The sequence below is a fragment of the Thalassospira sp. UBA1131 genome, assembly GCF_002311515.1.
In the GTDB taxonomy this organism is placed as follows: domain Bacteria; phylum Pseudomonadota; class Alphaproteobacteria; order Rhodospirillales; family Thalassospiraceae; genus Thalassospira.
Genome location: NZ_DCAO01000109.1, coordinates 25,930 through 46,451, shown reverse-complemented (window position 1 = coordinate 46,451; position 20,522 = coordinate 25,930). Strand labels below are relative to the sequence as shown.

The 20,522-nt window shown below is 54.8% G+C and carries 23 protein-coding genes; 14 read left to right on the top strand and 9 right to left on the bottom strand.

Translation table 11 applies throughout. The features are described 5' to 3' along the window. The coding region (locus tag B3Z49_RS18010) for a SulP family inorganic anion transporter (protein ID WP_296993337.1) at positions 1–875 on the bottom strand (875 nt) is incomplete at its 3' end. Between the two features lie 128 nt (positions 876–1,003). Further along, positions 1,004–1,276 carry a helix-turn-helix domain-containing protein gene (locus B3Z49_RS18005; RefSeq protein WP_296993335.1) on the bottom strand — a complete coding sequence of 91 codons (273 nt, stop codon included), beginning with the start codon at positions 1,274–1,276 and terminating at the stop codon, positions 1,004–1,006. Positions 1,277–1,538: 262 nt separating this feature from the next. On the opposite strand from B3Z49_RS18005, the gene B3Z49_RS18000 reads away from it, so the two are divergent. Beyond that, positions 1,539–2,228 carry an orotate phosphoribosyltransferase gene (locus B3Z49_RS18000; protein WP_296993333.1) on the top strand — a complete coding sequence of 230 codons (690 nt, stop codon included), beginning with the start codon at positions 1,539–1,541 and terminating at the stop codon, positions 2,226–2,228. Positions 2,229–2,315: 87 nt separating this feature from the next. On the opposite strand, the gene B3Z49_RS17995 is transcribed toward B3Z49_RS18000, so the two are convergent. Beyond that, entirely contained in the window at positions 2,316–3,029 is a 714-nt protein-coding gene (locus tag B3Z49_RS17995; RefSeq protein WP_296993332.1) for a glutathione S-transferase family protein, read from the bottom strand. Between the two features lie 39 nt (positions 3,030–3,068). Next, positions 3,069–3,440 (bottom strand): VOC family protein, encoded by a 372-nt coding sequence (locus tag B3Z49_RS17990; protein ID WP_287445182.1) that lies wholly within the window; start codon positions 3,438–3,440, stop codon positions 3,069–3,071. A gap of 119 nt (positions 3,441–3,559) precedes the next feature. Between B3Z49_RS17990 and B3Z49_RS17985 the strand changes: the two genes are divergently transcribed. The 6 genes from B3Z49_RS17985 (at position 3,560) to B3Z49_RS17960 (ending at position 9,430) form a co-directional block, all read left to right on the top strand. Beyond that, the gene (locus B3Z49_RS17985) at positions 3,560–4,435 is read left to right on the top strand and encodes a LysR family transcriptional regulator (protein WP_296993329.1); all 876 of its coding nucleotides are present in this window, start codon (positions 3,560–3,562) and stop codon (positions 4,433–4,435) included. A gap of 191 nt (positions 4,436–4,626) precedes the next feature. Continuing rightward, the gene (locus tag B3Z49_RS17980; protein ID WP_296993327.1) at positions 4,627–5,232 is read left to right on the top strand and encodes a hypothetical protein; all 606 of its coding nucleotides are present in this window, start codon (positions 4,627–4,629) and stop codon (positions 5,230–5,232) included. Between the two features lie 157 nt (positions 5,233–5,389). After that, complete coding sequence (locus B3Z49_RS17975) at positions 5,390–6,232, top strand: universal stress protein (protein ID WP_063087139.1); 843 nt, start codon at positions 5,390–5,392, stop codon at positions 6,230–6,232. 608 nt (positions 6,233–6,840) lie between these two features. Beyond that, complete coding sequence (gene hemA, locus B3Z49_RS17970; protein ID WP_063087138.1) at positions 6,841–8,058, top strand: 5-aminolevulinate synthase; 1,218 nt, start codon at positions 6,841–6,843, stop codon at positions 8,056–8,058. 232 nt (positions 8,059–8,290) lie between these two features. Then, entirely contained in the window at positions 8,291–8,830 is a 540-nt protein-coding gene (locus tag B3Z49_RS17965; RefSeq protein ID WP_296993320.1) for a hypothetical protein, read from the top strand. Positions 8,831–8,923: 93 nt separating this feature from the next. After that, on the top strand, positions 8,924–9,430 hold the full coding sequence (locus B3Z49_RS17960) for a GNAT family N-acetyltransferase (RefSeq protein ID WP_296993318.1): 507 nt from the start codon (positions 8,924–8,926) through the stop codon (positions 9,428–9,430). Positions 9,431–9,456: 26 nt separating this feature from the next. On the opposite strand, the gene B3Z49_RS17955 is transcribed toward B3Z49_RS17960, so the two are convergent. Then, positions 9,457–10,200, bottom strand: coding sequence for an SDR family NAD(P)-dependent oxidoreductase (locus tag B3Z49_RS17955; RefSeq protein ID WP_008891311.1), 744 nt, complete (start codon positions 10,198–10,200; stop codon positions 9,457–9,459). Positions 10,201–10,402: 202 nt separating this feature from the next. Between B3Z49_RS17955 and B3Z49_RS17950 the strand changes: the two genes are divergently transcribed. Further along, the gene (locus B3Z49_RS17950; protein ID WP_296993315.1) at positions 10,403–11,098 is read left to right on the top strand and encodes an SOS response-associated peptidase; all 696 of its coding nucleotides are present in this window, start codon (positions 10,403–10,405) and stop codon (positions 11,096–11,098) included. Positions 11,099–11,159: 61 nt separating this feature from the next. Here B3Z49_RS17950 and B3Z49_RS17945 read toward each other — a convergent pair whose 3' ends face one another. After that, positions 11,160–11,339 (bottom strand): hypothetical protein, encoded by a 180-nt coding sequence (locus tag B3Z49_RS17945; RefSeq protein WP_063087136.1) that lies wholly within the window; start codon positions 11,337–11,339, stop codon positions 11,160–11,162. Positions 11,340–11,564: 225 nt separating this feature from the next. Next, on the bottom strand, positions 11,565–12,422 hold the full coding sequence (locus tag B3Z49_RS17940; protein WP_064790082.1) for a universal stress protein: 858 nt from the start codon (positions 12,420–12,422) through the stop codon (positions 11,565–11,567). A gap of 340 nt (positions 12,423–12,762) precedes the next feature. Here B3Z49_RS17940 and B3Z49_RS17935 point away from each other — a divergent pair, with 340 nt between their 5' ends. Beyond that, positions 12,763–13,071 carry an ArsR/SmtB family transcription factor gene (locus B3Z49_RS17935; protein WP_008891308.1) on the top strand — a complete coding sequence of 103 codons (309 nt, stop codon included), beginning with the start codon at positions 12,763–12,765 and terminating at the stop codon, positions 13,069–13,071. Positions 13,072–13,151: 80 nt separating this feature from the next. On the opposite strand, the gene pdxH is transcribed toward B3Z49_RS17935, so the two are convergent. Then, positions 13,152–13,772, bottom strand: coding sequence for a pyridoxamine 5'-phosphate oxidase (gene pdxH / locus B3Z49_RS17930; RefSeq protein ID WP_008891307.1), 621 nt, complete (start codon positions 13,770–13,772; stop codon positions 13,152–13,154). 146 nt (positions 13,773–13,918) lie between these two features. On the opposite strand from pdxH, the gene B3Z49_RS17925 reads away from it, so the two are divergent. The 3 genes from B3Z49_RS17925 (at position 13,919) to B3Z49_RS17915 (ending at position 17,056) form a co-directional block, all read left to right on the top strand. Then, positions 13,919–14,395, top strand: a complete 477-nt coding sequence (locus B3Z49_RS17925) for an RT0821/Lpp0805 family surface protein (RefSeq protein ID WP_414716270.1) — start codon at positions 13,919–13,921, stop codon at positions 14,393–14,395. 216 nt (positions 14,396–14,611) lie between these two features. Further along, positions 14,612–15,541, top strand: coding sequence for a DnaJ C-terminal domain-containing protein (locus B3Z49_RS17920; RefSeq protein WP_008891305.1), 930 nt, complete (start codon positions 14,612–14,614; stop codon positions 15,539–15,541). A gap of 171 nt (positions 15,542–15,712) precedes the next feature. Further along, complete coding sequence (locus tag B3Z49_RS17915) at positions 15,713–17,056, top strand: mechanosensitive ion channel family protein (RefSeq protein WP_296993307.1); 1,344 nt, start codon at positions 15,713–15,715, stop codon at positions 17,054–17,056. On the opposite strand, the gene B3Z49_RS17910 is transcribed toward B3Z49_RS17915, so the two are convergent. After that, positions 17,053–18,411: a YihY family inner membrane protein gene (locus B3Z49_RS17910; protein WP_296993304.1), complete on the bottom strand. Its 1,359-nt coding sequence runs from the start codon at positions 18,409–18,411 to the stop codon at positions 17,053–17,055. The genes B3Z49_RS17915 and B3Z49_RS17910 overlap by 4 nt on opposite strands. 202 nt (positions 18,412–18,613) lie before the next feature. On the opposite strand from B3Z49_RS17910, the gene fabI reads away from it, so the two are divergent. Together fabI and aroC are read left to right on the top strand one after the other, a co-directional pair. Then, complete coding sequence (fabI, locus tag B3Z49_RS17905) at positions 18,614–19,444, top strand: enoyl-ACP reductase FabI (RefSeq protein WP_008891298.1); 831 nt, start codon at positions 18,614–18,616, stop codon at positions 19,442–19,444. Between the two features lie 83 nt (positions 19,445–19,527). Further along, the coding region (gene aroC / locus B3Z49_RS17900) for a chorismate synthase (RefSeq protein ID WP_296993302.1) at positions 19,528–20,522 on the top strand (995 nt) is incomplete at its 3' end.

Sequence of the window (20,522 nt, the reverse complement as noted above, 5' to 3'; positions counted from 1 at the left end):
GTCATGCCATCGGCCACCACAGCAGACAGCAGCGACTCAATCGCCCCCAAAAGTGCAAAGGCAATGGCGTTTGGAAGCACCGCCTGCGCCTTGGCAAAATCAATTTCGGGCAAGGATGGCATTGGAAAACTGCTTGGAATGCCGCCGTAAATACTGCTGATCGTCGCAACCGGAAGATCAAACACAGCCGTTATCAACGCGGCACCGACCACGGCAATAAGCATGCCCGGCCAATGCGGGCGAACATATTTAAGCCCGACAATCACCAGAATAGTCGACCCTGACAGCATCACGGTCGCAACATCCATACTCGGCAATGCGGCCCAGATAACCGGCAATTTCTCAAGAAACGGCCCCGGCTCCGGACCACCAAGATCAAGTCCAAGCAGATCCTTGATCTGGCTGGCAAAGATGATGAAGGCAATTCCGGCGGTAAATCCAACCGTCACAGGATAGGGAATAAACTTGATATAGGTGCCCAGCCTGAACAGGCCGATTAAAACCAGAAGCACGCCCGCCATGCTCGTTGCCAGCAACAGGCCATCCATGCCGTGCGCCTGAACGGTGGCTGCGACCAGAACAATAAAGGCACCAGCCGGCCCCCCGATCTGAAACCGGCTCCCGCCCAGAAGCGAGACCAGTATCCCGCCAATAATCGCGGTATAAAGGCCTTGTGCCGGTGTCGCCCCGGATGCAATTGCAATCGCCATCGACAATGGCAACGCAACAATCGCAACCGTCAGCCCGGCAATCGCGTCTGCACGCAATTGCGCAAAACCGTACCCTTCACGCAGAACGGTGATCAGTTTCGGTGTAAACAGTTCGACAAAATCCGGCTTGGGATACCGGCTCTTCTCTGGATTTTCTGTCTTCATTTTGCTTGGCACCCTCATTGGGTGATTGCACACATCAATTCCCCGCCGCGGCCGGGATGATACAGGCCCTTACCGATCAGCGGTCACCAAATTTGGCGACTGCACGAACCGGCATTTTTGACTGCACGCTAATCGTTTCTCGATTGTCGGGTTTCCGATTCCTTCAGCCGAACACCCCGACCGGCCCCCATACTCGGAGCCTGTTCGCCAATAAGCTCGATACCTGCACGGTCAAGCGCATCAACCACCTTTGAAAGGGTATCTACGACTCCTCGTACATTGCCCTGACTGGCTTCCATGCGCTGAATGGTCGGAACCGAGACCCCTGACATTTCTGCCAGCATTTTCTGATCAATCCCCAAAAGGGCCCGCGCGGCCCGCATCTGTCCGGCTGTAATCATCAAGTCACCCTTCCAACAGGCAGATCATCAAACTCCAGATGTAACAAATTCACCTTATAACTTCAATTATGATATCTCAGATATCATTACTGGCGCATTATGTATCATCCTGACAACGACAGCACCCCACCTGAAACCCCTTGCTCGGGCAACAGAAACCTCAACTGAACCTGACCAAATGGTCAGCGGCTTTTCTTTGCGCTTTTCGGCCAAAAGCGCTAAGAGGTCGGCAAATAGTCGATCCGGAGAAGGTATAGCCGCCATGACCACTGAGAAACCGACCGCGCATTGCACCTATGCTGCCAAAACTGTCGCCAAGATTTTGCTGGATATCGGGGCTGTTAATTTCCGCCCGGAAGAGGCCTATATCCTGACATCCGGCTGGGCCAGCCCGGTTTACATCGATTGCCGCAAACTGATTTCCTTCCCGCGCGCACGTCGCAAGGTCATTGAACTCGCCGCCCGTCAGGTATCCGATGCGGCTGGCTACGAGGCCTTTGACGCGGTTGCTGGCGGTGAAACGGCTGGTATCCCGTATTCCGCGTGGCTTGCCGATGCGCTTGACCTGCCGATGCAGTATGTCCGCAAAAAGCCCAAGGGCTTTGGCCGCAAGGCCCGCATCGAAGGCGATATCCACGAAGGACAGCGTGTTCTTCTGGTCGAAGACCTTGCCACTGACGGCGCATCAAAGGTCAACTTCGTCAACGCCATCCGCGAAGCCGGTGCCGAGTGCAAACATGCCTTTGTCGTCTTCTTCTATGACATCTTCGAAGGCGCGCTTGATGAACTGCGCAAGGACGACATCGAAATGCATTACCTTGCAACCTGGGCCGATGTCCTCGCCGTTGCCGAAGAAGGCGAATATTTCAGCAGGGATTCCATCGAAGGCGTGCGTTCCTTCCTGAACGACCCGATCGGCTGGTCAAAGGCCAATGGCGGCAAGCACGACTAATCCAGCGCGATCACAAACACGAAAAACGCCCGCACGATAAATTCGGCGGGCGTTTTTTTTTTGCCTTTATGGCGGCTCACAGCGTAATCACATGACCGACTTGGCGGTCGCAAGGACGATGCTGTCTTGCGGTATCATACGTAAACGATTTGCCAGATATCCTTCCTTGCACGCGATGAATTCGTGAATTTCCCGATAATAGGTGGCGGGCACAGCGTTTCGGACCGTCTCATGCTTGACCAAATCGCTTGCCCAGCCGCGCAACCCGGGAAAGCCGGCAAACAGATCCCGGTTCAGCCCGACCGCGATCAGGGCAAACGGCCGAAAAACTGTCGCAAAAACGATATCGAGCATCGAAAGGTCTTTGTCCGCGTCCACGGCCTGTGGCGATATCAGATCCGACACAATCGACATCTGTTTGTTAATCTGATGCATCGTCGCATCGACGCTGCTTTCAGACAGATCGCGATAAATCAGATCCGCGGTAAGGGATAATAACTTATCGCCAATCGCAACCACCGCCTGCGCCAACGCGAGGTCATAGGCATCCGCCCCACACGGGCTTTTACCCGTTATTGCCTCAAGGTACTGACAGATGGCGGCGGCCTCAAACAAGGTCCGCTCATCATCAAGCACAAGAACAGGAACATTGCCGGTCGGGCTTAGTGCCAGAAACCAGTCCGGCTTGGCATCAAGGGCGATGTCGGTGCGTTTATGGGCTATGCCATTTTGCGCCAGAACTATCGCCACACGCTGGACATAGGGGCAAAGCCGGTGACCGATCAAATGATATGATGACATCAGCTCCACTCCCCCGCCGCATCACAACCAATCATCGCCTTAGCCCATATGATGGATGTTGAGTTTGTTACCATCGAGATCGCGAAAGTAGGCCGCGTAAAACCCGTTTTCGTGGCGCTGCCCCGGCTCACCTTCCGACGTCGCGCCAAGCGAGATCGCCTTTTTATAAAGCGCATCGACCTGATCACGTGACGCTGCTGAAAGGGCGATCATCGTCCCATTTCCAACCGTTGCCGCATTCCCGTCAAACGGAACATGCACCGAAAATGCCGGGCTGTTTTCGCCGGCACTCCAGACGATAAAGTCCGGCTGTTCAAAGACACGCTGCGCCCCAAATTCGGCAAGCAACGCGTCATAGAACGCGCCCGAACGGGATAGATCGTTGGTGCCGAGTGATGTGTATCCGATCATGTTTTCTTTCCTGACATATGTAGGTGAATTCCTTGATACCGACACCGTAAGGAATTTCAATTTTGCAATACATAGGCAATTTTGTAGTATCTGATTGCAAATTTGAAACGGAGCACCGATTGGACTGGAACTATATCAAGTCGTTTCTCGCCATCGCGGAAACAGGGTCGCTTGAACTGGCCGCGCAGAAAATCCGGGTAAGCAACACCACGGTGTTTCGCCATATTCATGCGCTTGAAGAACAGGCAGGCACCCGGCTTTTTGATCGCATCCGTGGCCAATACAGCCTGACCGATGCCGGGACAGAAATGCTTGTCCCCGCCCGTCAGATCATGAACAGCTTTGATGTCATCAACACCACCATTGCGGGGACAGACGCCACACCGGCCGGGTTGGTGCGCATCACCGCACCGACCAGTTTTTCCTATTTCTTTCTGCCAGACCATCTCGCCCGGTTTCAGGATCAATGGCCCGACATTCAGATCGAACTGCTTGCCAGCAACCTCGAATTCAATATGACGCAGCGATATGCCGATATTGCCGTTCGGGTTGCGGCCAACCCGCCCGAGCATCTTGTTGGCAAGGAAATCCGCACACTGGAATGGGGCATCTATGGTGCCGCAGACCGATATCAGCCGGCAAAGCTTGATGACCTGTTGGCGGAGCCCTTCATCGGTGCATCCGGAACACTGGCAAGCTACGCACCTTATAAATGGCTCGATGCGAACCGCCGCACGCCGCATAAACAGCAAACCGATGATCTGATCGCGATGGCGCATCTGGTGCGCGCCGGATGTGGTTTGGCCTGTTTGCCATCCGATCTTGCCCTTCCGGGTTTGCGGTTGCTTGCGCCGTTGCCGGAAATACCGGCAAACAAGCTTTGGGTTTTAACCCACCCTGATCTGCGCAACATTTCACGCATTCGCGAAACCATGCGATGGATCGCCAAATCATTGAAGGACGAACCGCGGCTTTCACCGGGCAAAGAACTGTGAATGTGACGAAGCTCGATATTACCGTCTGATTGCATTCGCTGGCGGCGCACTTGCCCGGACTGGACAGACTCCGCAACGACGTTCAATATGTTCGCAAGCAAAAGCAAAGTCATAGCAGCGACTGTGGCAGAGTTCGGGACAACAAACTGACGTGACCAAGGCGCGCCCGCCACCGGTCGGAGGAACAACGCATGTCGATGCGCAAGATTGCCAAATGCCTGCCCGCAATCGGACTGGGCCTTGCCCTGTCGGGGTGCGTGGCCCCGGTCGAAGAACCGGTCACGATGTCCAACAGCTCCGACACCATCGTTACCCCGTGGGGGGCACCAGCCCAGAATACCCGCCCGGCATCACCGGCCACCATGACGGGCTCTGCGTCTGCGGGGGAAAATGACAATCTCGTCATGATGGACGATCCCAATCGCAAGGCGATGGATGAAATGCGCCAAAAGCAGATCGACGAAGCCCGTATTGCGCTCGGCATTCTTGATCGAATGGCGCAGCGCTGCGTTCAATCCGGCGATGCTGCGGCCTGCACAACGCTTCAAACCAATTGGAGCACCCTGTCACAGCAACTGCACAATACGCTTTCGATGATGTCAGGCGACACGATGCAGATGCCAAACAGTGTTCCGACCGATGACCCGGCGATGCCCACCATGCCCGCGATGAACGACAGCGCACCGATGACACCTGCCCCTGTCACGCCCCCCGCGACAACAGGCCTTCCGGCTGGCGGCGACATCCCGACCATGGAAAAAACCATCCCGATGACCGAACCGGGTGCGGACGGGTGATACTTGGCCCGAAATTACAACTTGGAATAATTTAATTTGAGATAGAGCAAAGAAACCATCCCGAGACGACGATAGGGTAGCCACAGACATTAAGGCCAAGGGCAATTTGACAGATTTCGGGTCAGCCCCACGCCACCTACCGAATGGAGATCGGATCATGTATCGGGATATTCTTGTTCATATCGACACCTCAGCCGCCTGCAAGGAACGCCTTTCTGTTGCGTTGAAAGTTGCCAAGGCGCAGGACGCGCACCTTACCGGTCTTTTCCTGCTGCCCTATCCTGAGATTCCGCGCTTCATGGAAGTCCAGATCACCGAGGAAATCATCAATCAGCAGCGATCTGCGATGGCTGAAACCGCAAAGGCTGCACGCACCCAGTTTGAAGAAACCTGCAATGCGGCCGGTGTTGCTTTCAGCTGGCAGGAAACCTCCTGCCCGGCGTCCGAAATTGCTGATACCACCGCGATGTATGCCCGCCATCATGATCTGACGGTTCTGGGCCAGCACGACCCGGAAAGTTCCGATCCGTGCTCTGTCTCGGAAATGCCGGACAAAGTCATCCTGACCGCAGGCGCACCGGTTCTGCTTGTGCCCTATGTCGGCAAGTTTGATACCATCGGTGATCGCGTCATGGTTGCCTGGAAGCCCTATCGCGAGGCCGTGCGTGCCATGAATGACAGCATGCCGTTCCTCGAGGCCGCAAAATCCGTTCTGGTTCTTTGTGCCGACCCGAACAAGGGTGCCCGCGACACCATGCCGGTTCCGGGTGTCGATATTGGCGAACGCCTGAAATGCCATGGCGTGAATGCCAAGAAAGAAAGCATGAACGCTTCTGGCATCAGTGTTGGCGACCTTATTTTGTCGCGCGCAGCCGATGAAAGCATCGATCTGATGGTGTGCGGCGCCTATGGCCGTCCGCGCCTGCGTGAACTGATGCTTGGCGGCGTCACCCAACACCTTCTGCGTCACATGACTGTTCCGGTCCTGATGTCACACTAGGCAACAACATTCCGCATTCCCAAAAACCGGCCGGAACTTTCGGCCGGTTTTTTATTGGCTATGCCGATTGCGAGCTTGCTAACAGGCAATCGCACACCGACCAATCCCTTGTCTAGCCAAGGAAAAATCAAGAAATCCGCTTTTAACTCCATCACCAAATCCAGAATTTATCTGCAAATTTATCTGATCATCAACATTAATACATATTGAAAATCATATGTAATTTCTGTCATGATTGATTTTTCCGATGGATGAAAACGATTTAATTGTGGCGCAAAAGCTGTTCGAATCCTTGCCAAATGACGCCAACGAGGCCAAATTGGGTCTTAAGACAAAACGGAGCTTGCTCCGAAAAGAGATCGACACAAGAGAGATGGATCGCCTTCTCTGATCTGATGGTTCCAAACAAGACTGGAATCGCTTTAATTTTTGACAAGGGTCAATGCCGTATCGGCCTTCATGGTTGATAAGGGAACCATAAAGACCCGGTCGAACCGGAGGATATGTCCAGAATCAGGTCGCTGATCTGGACGAGACCAGAGCTTTGTGATGCCACGACCAGATACAAAGTCCGTGACACTGCAAAGAGACAGGCGAAAGAAACAAGTATGAATTACAACACCTTCTTCAAAGATGCGCTGTCCGGCCTCAAGGCTGAGGGCCGCTATCGTGTATTCGCCAATCTCGAACGTATTGTCGGAAAATTCCCCAAGGCGCTCTATCACCCTGATAACGGCGAAGCCCCGCGTGAAATCACCGTGTGGTGCTCGAACGATTATCTTGGCATGGGCCAACACCCCAAGGTGCTTGAAGCGATGCAAAACGCCATCACCGGTCAGGGTGGCGGTGCGGGTGGCACGCGCAATATTTCCGGTTCCAACCATCTGCATGTCGCGCTTGAGCGGGAGCTCGCTGACCTGCATGGCAAGGAAGCCGCCCTTCTGATGACCTCGGGCTATGTCGCGAACTGGACCACGCTGTCAACGCTGGGATCGAAGCTCCCGGATTGCGTAATCATTTCCGACTCCGAAAACCACAATTCCATGATCGAAGGCATGCGCCATTCCAAGGCAGAGCGCCGCATCTGGAAACATAACGACGTCGCCCATCTTGAAGAAATCCTCAAGGATCTCGGGCCGCAGCGCGCCAAGATCGTCGCGTTCGAGTCTGTCTATTCGATGGATGGCGACATCGCGCCGATCAGTCAGATCCTTGATCTTTGCGAAAAATACAACGCGCTTTCCTATCTGGACGAAGTCCATGCGGTTGGCATGTATGGCCCGCGCGGCGGTGGCGTTGCCGAACGTGATGGCGTCATGCACCGCGTCGACATCATCCAGGGCACGCTTGCCAAGGCTTTTGGCGTGATTGGTGGCTATATCGCAGCCAAGCCGGAAATCGTCGATTTCGTGCGCAGCTTCGGCAATGGCTTCATCTTCACCAGTTCCCATCCGCCAAGCATCGCGGCGGGTGCGCTTGCCGCTGTGCGCCACCTGAAAGAAAGCAATGTCGAACGCCTTGCCCAAAAGGAACGCGCCGATACCCTGCGTGCACGCATGCGCGCAGTCGACCTTCCGGTCATGGACGCGCCAAGCCATATCGTTCCCCTGATGGTGGGCGATCCGGCCATGTGCAAGGAAGCCAGCGACCGTCTGTTGTTCGAACATGACATCTATGTCCAGCCGATCAACTATCCGACCGTCCCGCGCGGCACCGAACGCCTGCGCTTTACGCCGGGCCCGCTGCATAATGACGAGTTGGTCGATCATCTGATCGACTCGCTCCTGTCGGTCTGGAGCAAACTGGGCATTTCCAAGGTCGCCTAACGCGCTTGGTAGTCAGAAAATCAAAAGGCCGGTGGCAAATGCCCCGGCCTTTTTGATGATCCGCCCCATCTAATGGTCCGCTACCGGGAACAATGATGTTCGGCCATTTGCTTTCACCGGGCGGCGTCCTATATTGAGGCTGTCTTGCCGGTTTCGCGTCGGTAAAGATAATACTTTGCAATTAAGAACCGTTCGCGTTAATGTCGGACCTGTCATCAAACAGGGACCGCCCATGTATTCGGATAAAACCTTGCTCCCCAAAGAATGTCTCCGCCTGTGCGCACTTGGCACCCTTGCCCTTTCCGAAAAGCCGATCAGCTATGGCGATCTGGCCAACGAGGTGCGCCATTTCATGTCGCACATCATGGGGCCGTCCCTGGATATGATGGGAAGTTCGCTTCAGCTGCTCAAGCTTGAAGGCCTGGTCAAGGAAGATACCTCAAGCGGCGGGTTGTCTGACGCGCAATTGAGCCTGACCGATGCCGGGCACAGGAAGTTCATCGAACTGATGCAGGGCAATGTGCGCGATACATCGGGCGAGCTTTCACGCCTGATCATGGCGCTCAAGATGCGGTTCCTGCATCTGCTTGATCATGACATCCGCACCGAACAGATCGAAATCCTGCAAGACGTCTGCGAACTTGATCTCGAACGCGTGCTCGCCCTGCGTGACGAGCACGCAAATGAGGCCGAAAACTTCACCAGTTGGCTTGAAATGGAAGTCAAACGCCTGGAGCAAAAACGCGACTGGCTTAAAAGCCTTTCAGCATAAACCGTTTTCCCGTTATAGTCGTGATGTAGACCATAATGAATTGTGGTCTGAACCCGCAGGAAGCAGGTCCAACGTCACAGGCAGGGACGGAAAATGTTGATACGTGAAGAAACCGAAAAAGATATCGCGGCGATTCACGCGTTGCTGGATGGTGCCTTCGCAACTGCACCCCACAGTCAGCAGACCGAACATTTGATCGTCGATGCGCTCCGAAAAAGTGGTCAACTTACCCTTTCCCTGATCGCGGAACAGGACGATGAAATTGTTGGCTGCATCGCGTTTTCACCGGTGAAAATCGATGGCAAATCCTGTGGATGGTTTGGCCTGGGCCCCGTTGCGGTCACGCCGGATCGCCAGGGACTGGGCATTGGCTCCGAACTGATCCAAAGCGGCATCCGCCATTTGCGCGCCGATGATGCCCACGGCTGTGTCGTTCTGGGCGAGCCGGATTATTATGGCCGGTTTGGCTTTGCGCCCCTGCCCGATCTGAAACTTGAAGGCGTGCCCGATGAATATTTCATGGCACGCCCATTGGTTGATGAAATCCCGGCGGGTTTGATCGAATACGATCCGGCCTTTTACGTCAAGGCTGACAGCTAAGAAGTCATCCAGTCCCGATCTGTCGATCAGTACAAATGCTGCCCACCGGTAACAAAGATTTCCGTGCCGGTGACATAGGTACTGTCATCCCCCACCAGATAATGCACCGCTGCCGCCACGTCTTCGGGTGTGCCCATCCGGTTCATCGGAATGCGTGGCACAAGCGCCTCATATTCCGGGGATATCATGTCGGTCTTGATTTCTCCCGGGGCAACCGCATTGACCCGCACCCCAAGCTCGGCAAACTCGACGGCCATTTCGCGCGTTAGCCCCGAAAGCGCTGCCTTTGATGTCGAATAGGCCGATCCGGCAAACGGATGGACATAATGTCCCGCGATCGAGGTAATGTTGCAAATTGCCCCCTTTCCCCGATGAAGCGCCGATGCAAACCCGCGCGAAAGTGTAAGCGGCGTAAAGAAGTTCAGCTCAAACACATCGCGCCAGGCAGCAATATCACCATTCAGACAGCCAAGCCGTTCCTTATAGGGGGTCTTGGGCGACACACCGGCATTGTTGATCAGGGCATGCAAGGGATCATCGCCCAGTACTTCGTTCGCCTCGGCGATAAAGGCTTCGACCTCTGCCGGTTTGGAAAGATCGGCACGGATGTGGATGCCCAATGCCGGATCGCGCGGGCAGCTCGGCGGCGGGGCTTCACGTGAACAGCAAATCACCCGCCAGCCGCGCTTGGCAAAATATCCAACCGTAACATGGCCGATGCCACGACTGGCACCTGTCAGGACGACTGTTTTCGGGGCATTGCTGCTCATTGGTGTACTCACTTCACAAGATATGCGCGCAAACAGAATTTTGCTGACTTTCTTATAGCACCACAGGCCCCGCCATCGAAGGAAAAGCCTTGTACTGTAAGATTTTTCTGCAGTCACGGTTGCGATATAGGCTGCCCTACAGGCATTTGGCAAGGGATGCGAAACAGGCTATGTTTTTGCCATTGTAAAGATGGGCAAGACCATGTGCAGCCGCTTTGATCTTAACAGCGATATCCGCGCCTTTCAGGTTCAGCTTGGTCTGGAAATGGAAGATATCATTCGCATACCGTTGCCCGACGGGTTCAATCGCAACGGACCCGATGACGAGGACGAAGACGCCGCCTTCGACAGCCTGACCGGTACGCGTCGACCGACCGATCCGATTGCCGTCATTCTGCCGCATCAAAAGGCCGCCATTCGATACTGGGGGCTGAGCATCCCGGGCACGAACAGCCCGATGATCAATGCGCGCGCCGAAACCCTGCCCGAAAAGCCAACCTTCCGGCCACTTTTGAACCGCCGCTGCCTGATCCCGGCAAACGGATGGTATGAATGGCGCAAAGACGGCACGGCAAAGCACAAGAACCGCATCACTTTGCCCGATCATCAACCGTTTCTGTTCGCTGGTTTGGAAAACGGGCGCGAAGCCACGATCATCACCTGCGCGCCATCGGGCTCAATCGCCCATATTCACAATCGGATGCCGGCCGTGATCGGCCCGAACCATCTGGCGGCCTGGCTTGATCCGCACATGGCGTTCGAAGATCTGGGATACATGCTGGGTCCGCTTCCTGACCATGTTCTTTCATGGCAGGAAGAAAGTTCGGATCGCCCCAAAACAGATCCGAATACGGGTGCGGATGAGAAAACAAACCAGATTGATCTGTTTTCAAAATAGGCTGCTTGGGCAGGCACGCAGCCTGTCTGGCCCAATCAGTCCATAATTGGGAATAAGATGATTAGTCGCTGTCAACGTCGTTGGCGGCACATGGTGCCGCATTGCATGACTGCAACGCACCGCCAGCTTGACCAGACAGCAACGCAGCAAGATCAGGCACACCAACATTTGGATTGTTAAGTTCCTGTGCCAGGTCTTCGGACATCGAAGCGAAATCGATGATATCGCGCAATGACAACATGGGTTTTCCCCTGTCAGACGTTGATTTCCCACAATGCGAAACACCTCGTTTAGGGGCAGTACTGCCCCCGATGGGGTTTCGTCACATTCTTATTTCTGTAACCCTGTGCCTATTTATCCCGCAACGCAACAAAAAAAGGCGCATCAAAAATGCGCCTTTTCAGTCATATACCATCGGTTAGGTAATATAATTTCGCGATATCAGGCGCTTAAGCAGCCCCTTGGCCTAGTGCATTATCCAAAGCGGCAATGCACATTTTGCCAACATATCCTGCGTCACACCGCCAAGGATCATCTCCTTGAAGCGTGAATGGCTGTATGCCCCCAGAACAATGGTATCGGCACCGCATTTTTCTGCCTCGGAAATCAAGGTATTAGCAACCTGTCCGGTTTCCGTGCTTTCAACCACAGCCGCATCGACTCCGTGCCAACTAAACTGTTCGGCCAGCGCTTTGGCGCACGCACGGCCATAGGGAACCTCGCCGACACTGACAATCGTGACTTCCTTGGCATTGCGCAACATCGGCATGGCGGAAGTAACCGCGCGCGCGGCTTCGATCCCGCCATTCCAGGCGATCATGACTTTTTCTCCGATGGTCGCCGGGGTTACTTCTGGGGCCACCAGGATCGGACGTCCGGTTTCCATAAGGGCCGCATCAAAGGTCAGCGATGCGGAGGCTTCCTTGGGATCCCGGCCAATCACCACCAGATCGAAAAGTCGCCCGCGGCGGGCCACTGTTTCGTCTTCGCGCCCGCTATCCTTGCGCCAGGCGCAGGTTGGCTTGGCGTCTGCGCTCGGTGTATTGGACTCCTCGATGCCGGCCTCTTTAACGGCGGCGGCAAAGGATGCCTTGCCGCTGGCTTCGCGCTTTTCGGTTTCGGTGGTGGCGGCCTGGATCATTTCTTCGATGATCAGGCCTGACATGCCTTCGCCAACAATCGGAATGGCGTCTTGTGGTTCGGCCGCGACAAAAAGCGCCTCAAGATGCGCGTTGAATGACTTGGCCAGTTTGAAGGCTGTCGCCATCACACGTTTGTCGATTGCCGTGCCTGCTACCGGTGCCAGAATGGTGCGAATTGCCATGTTAACTACTCCCGCCTGTCGAACAGGTCATTGAACCTGCCTGAAATACCGACTGATGATGCCTTTACTGCCAAGCAGTCTGAGGTCTTTTGCCCCAGCTTTCTTTGTTCAAGATCAAAAATTTGCGAAAGTTATTATTATTCTTATACTTTGTTGGTGTCGGTGGTTGGTGCCAGATCGGTTTTTCTCAATCGACCATGCACAAAATGATTGTAACATGAATGCCAACGATTACGATGACGCTTTAAAGATCGAGATATTATTCTCTTGGGTACGATACCGGGCATTCAAAGCAAAAATGCGACCTGGTGTGCAGAGTTAAGAACGGGGTTACTCGCGGATGGACTATACGGCACTGCACGAGAATGCACGTGAAGCTGCAGAATTTCTCAAAACGCTCGGCAATGAGTGGCGTCTGCTTATTTTGTGCTCTCTCGGCGACACGGAAAAATCCGTTGGCACGCTGGAAAATGAACTGGGCATAAAACAATCCGCCCTGTCACAGCACCTTGCACGCCTGCGCCGCGAAGGGCTTGTAAAAACCCGCCGCGATGCGCAAACGATCTATTATTCGCTGGCCAACCCCGACATCATGAAGATCATCGCTGTGCTGCAGGACACCTTCTGCCCGCCAGAACCTGCGGTCTAAGGCGCACCGATCCAGAATACAAAAACGCACAAGGCGTGATCCCTTGTGCGTTTTTTGCGTTTTGGGATCTGTCGCTGTCCTTACGGAAACAGCTTTTGCGTGTCCCAGCCGCTATCGGCGTCATCGCGGGTAAACAGCTTGCGGTCATGCAGGCGGAATTTGCCCTCCGCCCAGAACTCGATCCGGTCCGGCACAAGGCGATAACCGCCCCAATGTTCCGGGCGCGGCACTTTGCCAAGGCCGAATTTGGCGGTGAATTCCGCAACCCGCTTTTCAAGATCAAACCGGCCACTCATCGGGCGCGACTGAATGGATGCCCACGCCCCCAACTGGCTGCCGCGCGGGCGGGATGCGAAATATTCATCTGACTCGGCCGCATCGACCTTGGCAACCTTGCCCTCGATGCGCACGCACTTTTCAAGCGTCTTCCAGTGGAAACAAAGGGCGGCAAAGCCGTTCTCGGCCAGTTGATCCCCCTTGCGGCTTTCATAGTTGGTATAGAAAACAAATCCGCGCGGATCAAAACCCTTAAGCAGTACAATCCGCGCCGACGGGCGACCTTGCGCATCGGCAGTCGCAAGCGTCATCGCATCCGGATAGGCAGTCTCGACCTTTTTTGCGTCCGCAAACCAGGTTTCGAACATGTCGAACGGGGCATCGTGGGGTTCATGCCCAATTTTTGGCGCATTTTTCTCGTTCATTGCGAAAGGATTTCCTTTGGCTGATTAAATTTGTTGCCGTCAGGACGACATATTTCGGAACTACGGTGGCAGCAACAACGTTGGATCAATATATATACCCAAAGAATATCGGTTGGGACTGTAAAGACAAGATGGGCAAATTAAACATGAAATTCCGTCAGATCGTTATCCCGGTGGTCATGACCGCCTTTATCGCTGGCTGCGCCCAGGATCAGGGTCAGAAGCAAACGGCCGGCACACTTCTTGGTGCCGTCGGTGGTGCCGTCGCAGGCGCACAGTTCGGCAAGGGCAGTGGCCAGCTTGTCGGTGTTGCGCTTGGTACGCTTGCCGGTGCCTTCATCGGCAGCGAAGTCGGCAAGTCGCTTGACAATGCCGACCGCGCCATCATGGCAAAAAGCACCCAGCGCACGCTGGAAGCCACCCCGACAGGTCAAACCACCACTTGGAACAACCCCGATACCGGTGTTCAGGGTACGGTGACCCCGATCCGCACCTATCAGGAACCGAAAACCCAGGAATATTGCCGTGAATACCAGCAGACGGTGATGATCGGTGGTCAGGAAGAAACGGCTTATGGCACCGCTTGCCGCCAGCCGGATGGCAGCTGGAAAGTTGTCAACTAAGCCCTGCTAAAAATCTGAAATGACCGGCGGTGCGATCCTTGCGATTTGCGCCGCCTTTTCATATCTGGTCATCGGTTCGGGCGACAAACCCGCCTTAATCTCATTGTTTCGGATCATATGCGGCAAAATGGTTCATCTTTTGCGGCGCATGATCTAATAATGAACACAACGTGCAAATCACATAACGTGCTTTTAGTTTCTGGAACCGGTCAGTAAATGCAGGATCCCTACAAGACACTTGGCGTCGCCAAAAACGCCAGTCAGGAAGAAATCAAAAAGGCCTATCGCAAACTGGCGCGTGAACTTCACCCCGATGTCAATCCGGGCGATGCCAAAATCGAAGAACGCTTCAAAAAGGTATCGAGCGCCTATCACCTTCTCGGTGATGCGGAGCGCCGCAAGAAATTCGACAATGGTGAAATCGACGCCGATGGTCGCGAAACCAGCCCGTTTGCCCGTGGCGGCGGACATGCCGGTGGCGGCTTTGGTGGCGGTGATCCGTTCGGCGGCTTTTCTGGTGCTAATGCCGAGGACATCTTTGACGAAATTTTCGGCAAGGGACGCGCACGTTCTGGCGGCGGAGGTTTCGGTGGTTTTGGCGGGGAACGCAAACCCAGAAAGGTCAAAGGCCCGAACATCTCCTATGAGCTGAGCCTTGATTTCGCCGAGGCCATCCTTGGCACGACAAAGCGTATCAATCTGGCCAGCGGCAAAAGCCTTGAGGTCCGCATTCCACCCGGAAGCGAAAACGAACAGACGCTCCGTCTTAAAGGCCAGGGGATGGCGGGCATGAATGGTGGCGAGGCCGGTGATGCGCTGATCAAGCTGCATGTCCATCCGGATAAAACCTTCCGGCGCGAAGGCAATGACCTCCATTGTGATCTGGCAATCAGCCTGCCCGAAGCCATTCTGGGCGGCTCCATCGAAGTGCCGATTGTCGATGGCAAGGTCAATATGAAGCTGCCCGCCAACGCCAATAGCGGTACCAAACTGCGTCTGCGCGGCAAGGGTGCGCCCTATGACCGGGGCAACAAACGTGGTGACCAATATGTTCACCTGACGGTCAAGCTGCCCGAAGAACGCGATGACGAATTGGTCGAGTTCATCAAGGACTGGTCTGAAAAGCACCCCTACAAGGCGCGCTAACCCTTCCATCCAAAGCCGGCATTCGCCGGCTTTTTTCTTGGCCCGTTGGCACCCGGGATCAGGCCACGCAAAAGAGCCCGCGTTGAAAGGTGCCTGTTAATTCCGTTCCGTGTTACCATATTGTTTTAACGGACTTTGTCGCAAAGAACGAAACCGATCATCAGGGACAATATGGAACAGCTCAGCAATCCGGACATCTATTTGCAATGGCTTGAACAGGCAATCGCCTGGATCTCTGCAAATGTCCTGCTGGTCCCGATCCTGATCCAGATTGCTGCCTGCCTGCTTGCCACAATCCCGGCCTTTTTGCTGCGTGGTCGTCTGGCGTCGCTTCTCGCGCGCTTGCAGGATTGGAAGCCGCTTTTACCCTATGCCGGGTTTCGGCGCTTTGCGCTGGTGCTGCCCAGTCTTGCCTTCCCGCTGATCTTTGTCATAGCCATCTGGTTGCTTGATGCCATCGCCATTCAGGCTGGCTATCGCCATAACATCATCCGGTTGGTGGCAAGCCTTCTGAATGCATGGATTGTCATTCGTCTGGCGGCCGCCGTTGTCAATGATCCTGTCTGGTCACGCACCATTGCCACCGTCGCCTGGACGTTGGCTGCACTCAACATTGTCGGATGGCTGGAACCAAGTATCGCAATCCTAGACGGGCATGCGATTGAATTCGGCGAGTTCCGCATTTCGATCTATGGCATCATCAAAGCAGTTCTCTCGCTTGCGGTTTTGCTGTGGGTGGCATCCTTTGCCTCGCGCCTGTTTGAACAACGCATCCGCAAGGTCCATCACCTGACCCCGTCGGTGCAGGTCCTGATGGCAAAGCTTCTCAAGCTTGTCTTGCTCTCAATCGCCGTTTTGTTTGCGCTTTCGACCATGGGGGTTGATCTGACGGCACTCGCCGTATTTGGTGGTGCGGTCGGTGTCGGGATCGGCTTTGGTCTGCAACGCATTTTCGCCAACCTGATCAGCGGCGTGATCCTGTTGCTTGACCGCTCGATCAAGCCCGGCGATGTCATTGCGATTGGCGATACCTTTGGCTGGATTCAGTCACTGGGCGCGCGGTATACTGCGGTTCGAACCCGCGATGGCACGGAATTCCTGATCCCAAACGAAGACCTGATCACCAATCAGGTCGAAAACTGGAGCCACTCGGACGTCAAGCTGCGCCTGAAAGTTCCGGTCGGGATTTCCTATAACTGCGATCCCCACCTTGCGATCAAGCTGTGTAACGAGGCAGCAGCAAAATGCGCACGCGTGCAGGACAATCCGGGGCCAAACACCCTGATGCGCGGTTTTGGTGACAACTCGGTCGATCTTGAAATCCGTTTCTGGATCAACGACCCGCAAAACGGTCGCGGCAATATCATCAGCGAAGTTTTGCTCAATGTCTGGGATGCCTTCATCGAACACAATATCGAAATCCCGTTCCCACAACGCGATTTGCACCTGCGCAGTAGCGATGAACCGATCCGCGTGGAAATGACCCACGCCAAAGCGCCCGGACGCAACGACTAACTTATGATGTCAGTCATGTCTTTCTGATTGATATCGTCTTGTTTTTCGTGGTCCGGGTCTTTCTCGATCTGTTCGGGGATTTTGTCTTCGGGGCGCGGGGTATCAAGCAGATCACCCACCTTCACATCCAGAACCGTTTTGCGTTTTTCTTCGAGCTCGATCAGGCGTTCGCGCATGGCAATCGGCCAGCCGCTATCGGTCTGCACAACCAGCAACCGGTCATAATCCAGAAACAGGCCAAGGCGGCTCATCAGATCCATCAACGAAATCCGCGACAGGTCCCCCGAAAGCAGCCAGCGATGATTTTCGGAACGATCAATCAGCTTTTCGCGCCGCAATGCTGCCAACGCCCAGTTCAGATCACGCCCACCCAGTTTGACGTCGCGCATCATCCTGCGATAGGTCGGCGGCTTGTCGGCCTCGTGGAAACGACTTTGCAGATATTCAAGAACCCGCAGCACGGCGATAATCCGTTCCATATGCCCCGGCACTGCACCGCGCGGATCAGGGATCAGGCCCGCTGCACGTGCCGCACGCCATTCAGACCGCGCGGCTGCCACCTGCGCACCCAAAAGGATCACGATCCAGGTCAGATACATCCACAGCAAAAAGATCGGCACAATCGCAACCGCGCCATAAATCGTCTGATAGGTCGGAAATGTCGTGACATAGTACGCAAACCCCTTTTTCAGGGTTTCGAACAAGACGGCTGCCACCACGCCACCGGCCACACCATCAATAATCTCGACCGAACGGTTCGGCATGCCGATAAACAGCAATGAAAAGGCCACCGCCGACAGGATAAAGGGCGCCAAGAATGTCAATTGACCGATATGCTCGGCAACCGCTTCGCCGCCCACCAGGTATCGCATGGCAAAGAAATACGACGCCAGTGACAGGCTAAGCCCCAGCAACATTGGCCCAACCGTCAAAAGTGTCCAGAACACCACCAGACGCGCCAGAATTTTACGCGGGCTGGTCACGCGAAACACATCGTTCATCGCCCCTTCGATGGCGCTCAGCAACATCACCGCCGTCAGGCCAAGCACGATTGTGCCAATCGCCGTCATCTGTCCGGTATTCTGCAAGAAATTGCCAAGATAGTCTGTGACCTGCGCGCCGGTTTCCGGCAGGAAATTGCTCAGGACCACGGTCATGATCTGGTCCTTGAACTGATCAAAAACCGGAAAGGCCGACAAAACCGTTAGTGCAATCGCCAGAAACGGCACCATCGCCAAAAGCGTCGTATAGGACAAACCGGCGGCACGCTGTATGGATTTGTCATGGACAAAACGCATACCGGCATAGCGCCAGAATGCGGTTCGATCAGCGAGCAATTTCTGAATTTCGGCCATTAAACGCTTATCCCCACGCATTTTCCGGTTATACTGCACCTGATCAACAAGATAGCGTGCCTGCACACGTTATGACAGGTCAGATTGACCTTGGCCGCGCTTTGTGTAGGATGCGCAAAATGTCTAATGCCTTCTGGGCCGGTCGCGGCTTTTCTTGAATGCCTCTACCTGCCAGAGAGAGATCGTGGGAACGAGAGGAAATATGAGCCTGTCCACCGACAATATTTCGGGCCTTATGGCCGGTAAACGCGGCCTGATTATGGGTGTCGCCAACGATAAATCGATTGCCTGGGGCATTGCACGTGCGGCTGCTGCGGCCGGCGCCGAAGTGGCCTTTACCTTCCAGGGCGAAGCCCTTGAAAAACGTGTGCGCCCGCTCGCAGAGTCTGTTGGCAGCAACATCGTTCTGCCATGTGACGTGACCGATGCGGCCAGCATGGATGCCGTGTTCGAGACGCTTAAGGAAAAATGGGGCAAGCTTGACTTTGTCGTGCATGCCATCGGTTTCTCCGACAAGAACGAACTGCGTGGTCGCTATGTCGACACCTCGCCGGAAAACTTTGCGCTTTCGATGAACATCTCTGTCTATTCCTTTACCGCGATCGCACAGCGCGCGGAAAAACTGATGACAGATGGTGGTTCGCTTCTAACACTCTCCTATTACGGCGCAGAAAAGGTCATGCCGCATTACAACGTCATGGGCGTTGCCAAGGCAGCCCTTGAAGCCAGCGTCAAATACCTTGCCAATGACCTTGGCCCGGATCGCATTCGTGTCAACGCCATTTCGGCGGGCCCGATGAAGACGCTTGCCGCCTCGGGGATTGGCGATTTCCGCTATATCCTGAAATGGAACGAATACAACTCGCCGATGCGCCGTAACGTCACGCTTGATGATGTTGGCGGATCGGGTCTGTATTTCCTCTCAGACCTTTCGACCGGTGTTACGGGTGAAACCCATCATGTCGATTGCGGTTACCACACCGTTGGCATGAAACAGGCAGACGCACCTGACATCACTGTCCAGAAATCCTGATCTGGGCCTGATACGATTTTGCGGGCTGCCCTGATGGGCGGCCCGTTTTGTCTCTTAAATATTTGAATTCTGGATAATCGGTTATGGCTGGCAACAGTTTTGGAACACTTTTCCGCTTCACCACCTTTGGCGAAAGCCACGGCCCGGCCATTGGCTGTGTCGTTGATGGTGTGCCGCCCCTGCTTGAGTTGACCGAGTCCGATATTCAGAATTATCTCGAAAAACGCAAACCCGGTCAGTCGCGCTTTACCACCCAGCGCCGCGAACCTGATCAGGTCAAAATCCTTTCGGGCGTGTTCGAAGGCAAAACCACCGGCACCCCGATCGGGCTTCTGATCGAAAACGTTGATCAGCGTTCCAAGGATTATGGCGAGATCAAAAACCAGTTCCGCCCGGGCCATGCCGATTACACCTATTGGGAAAAATACGGTACCCGTGATTACCGTGGCGGCGGCCGTTCGTCGGCCCGCGAAACCGCCATGCGCGTTGCCGCCGGTGCAATTGCCCGCAAGGTACTGGGCGATGACATCAAAATCCGCGCGGCCCTGGTCAAAATGGGCACCAAGGAAATCAACCGGGCCAACTGGGACTGGGCCGAGGTTGATAACAACCCGTTCTTCTGCCCCGACCCCGAAGCTGTTCCGGTGTTCGAGGAATATCTTGATGGCCTGCGCAAGGATGGATCATCTGTTGGTGCGGTGATCGAAGTCGTCTGTTCCGGCGTTCCGGTTGGCCTTGGCGATCCGGTCTATGACAAGCTTGATGCCGATCTGGCCAAGGCGATGATGACGATCAATGCCGTCAAGGGTGTCGAGATCGGCAATGGCTTTGAAGCAGCCGAACTGACCGGCATTGAAAATGCCGATGAAATGCGCCTGGGCGAAGATGGCAAACCGGTCTTTGGCTCCAACCATGCCGGTGGCATTCTCGGCGGGATTTCATCAGGTCAGGACATTGTCGTGCGCTTTGCGGTCAAACCGACCAGCTCGATCCTCACCCCGCGTAAAAGCCTAGATATCTATGGCAAGGAAGTCGATGTCGTCACCAAGGGTCGCCATGATCCGTGTGTTGGTATCCG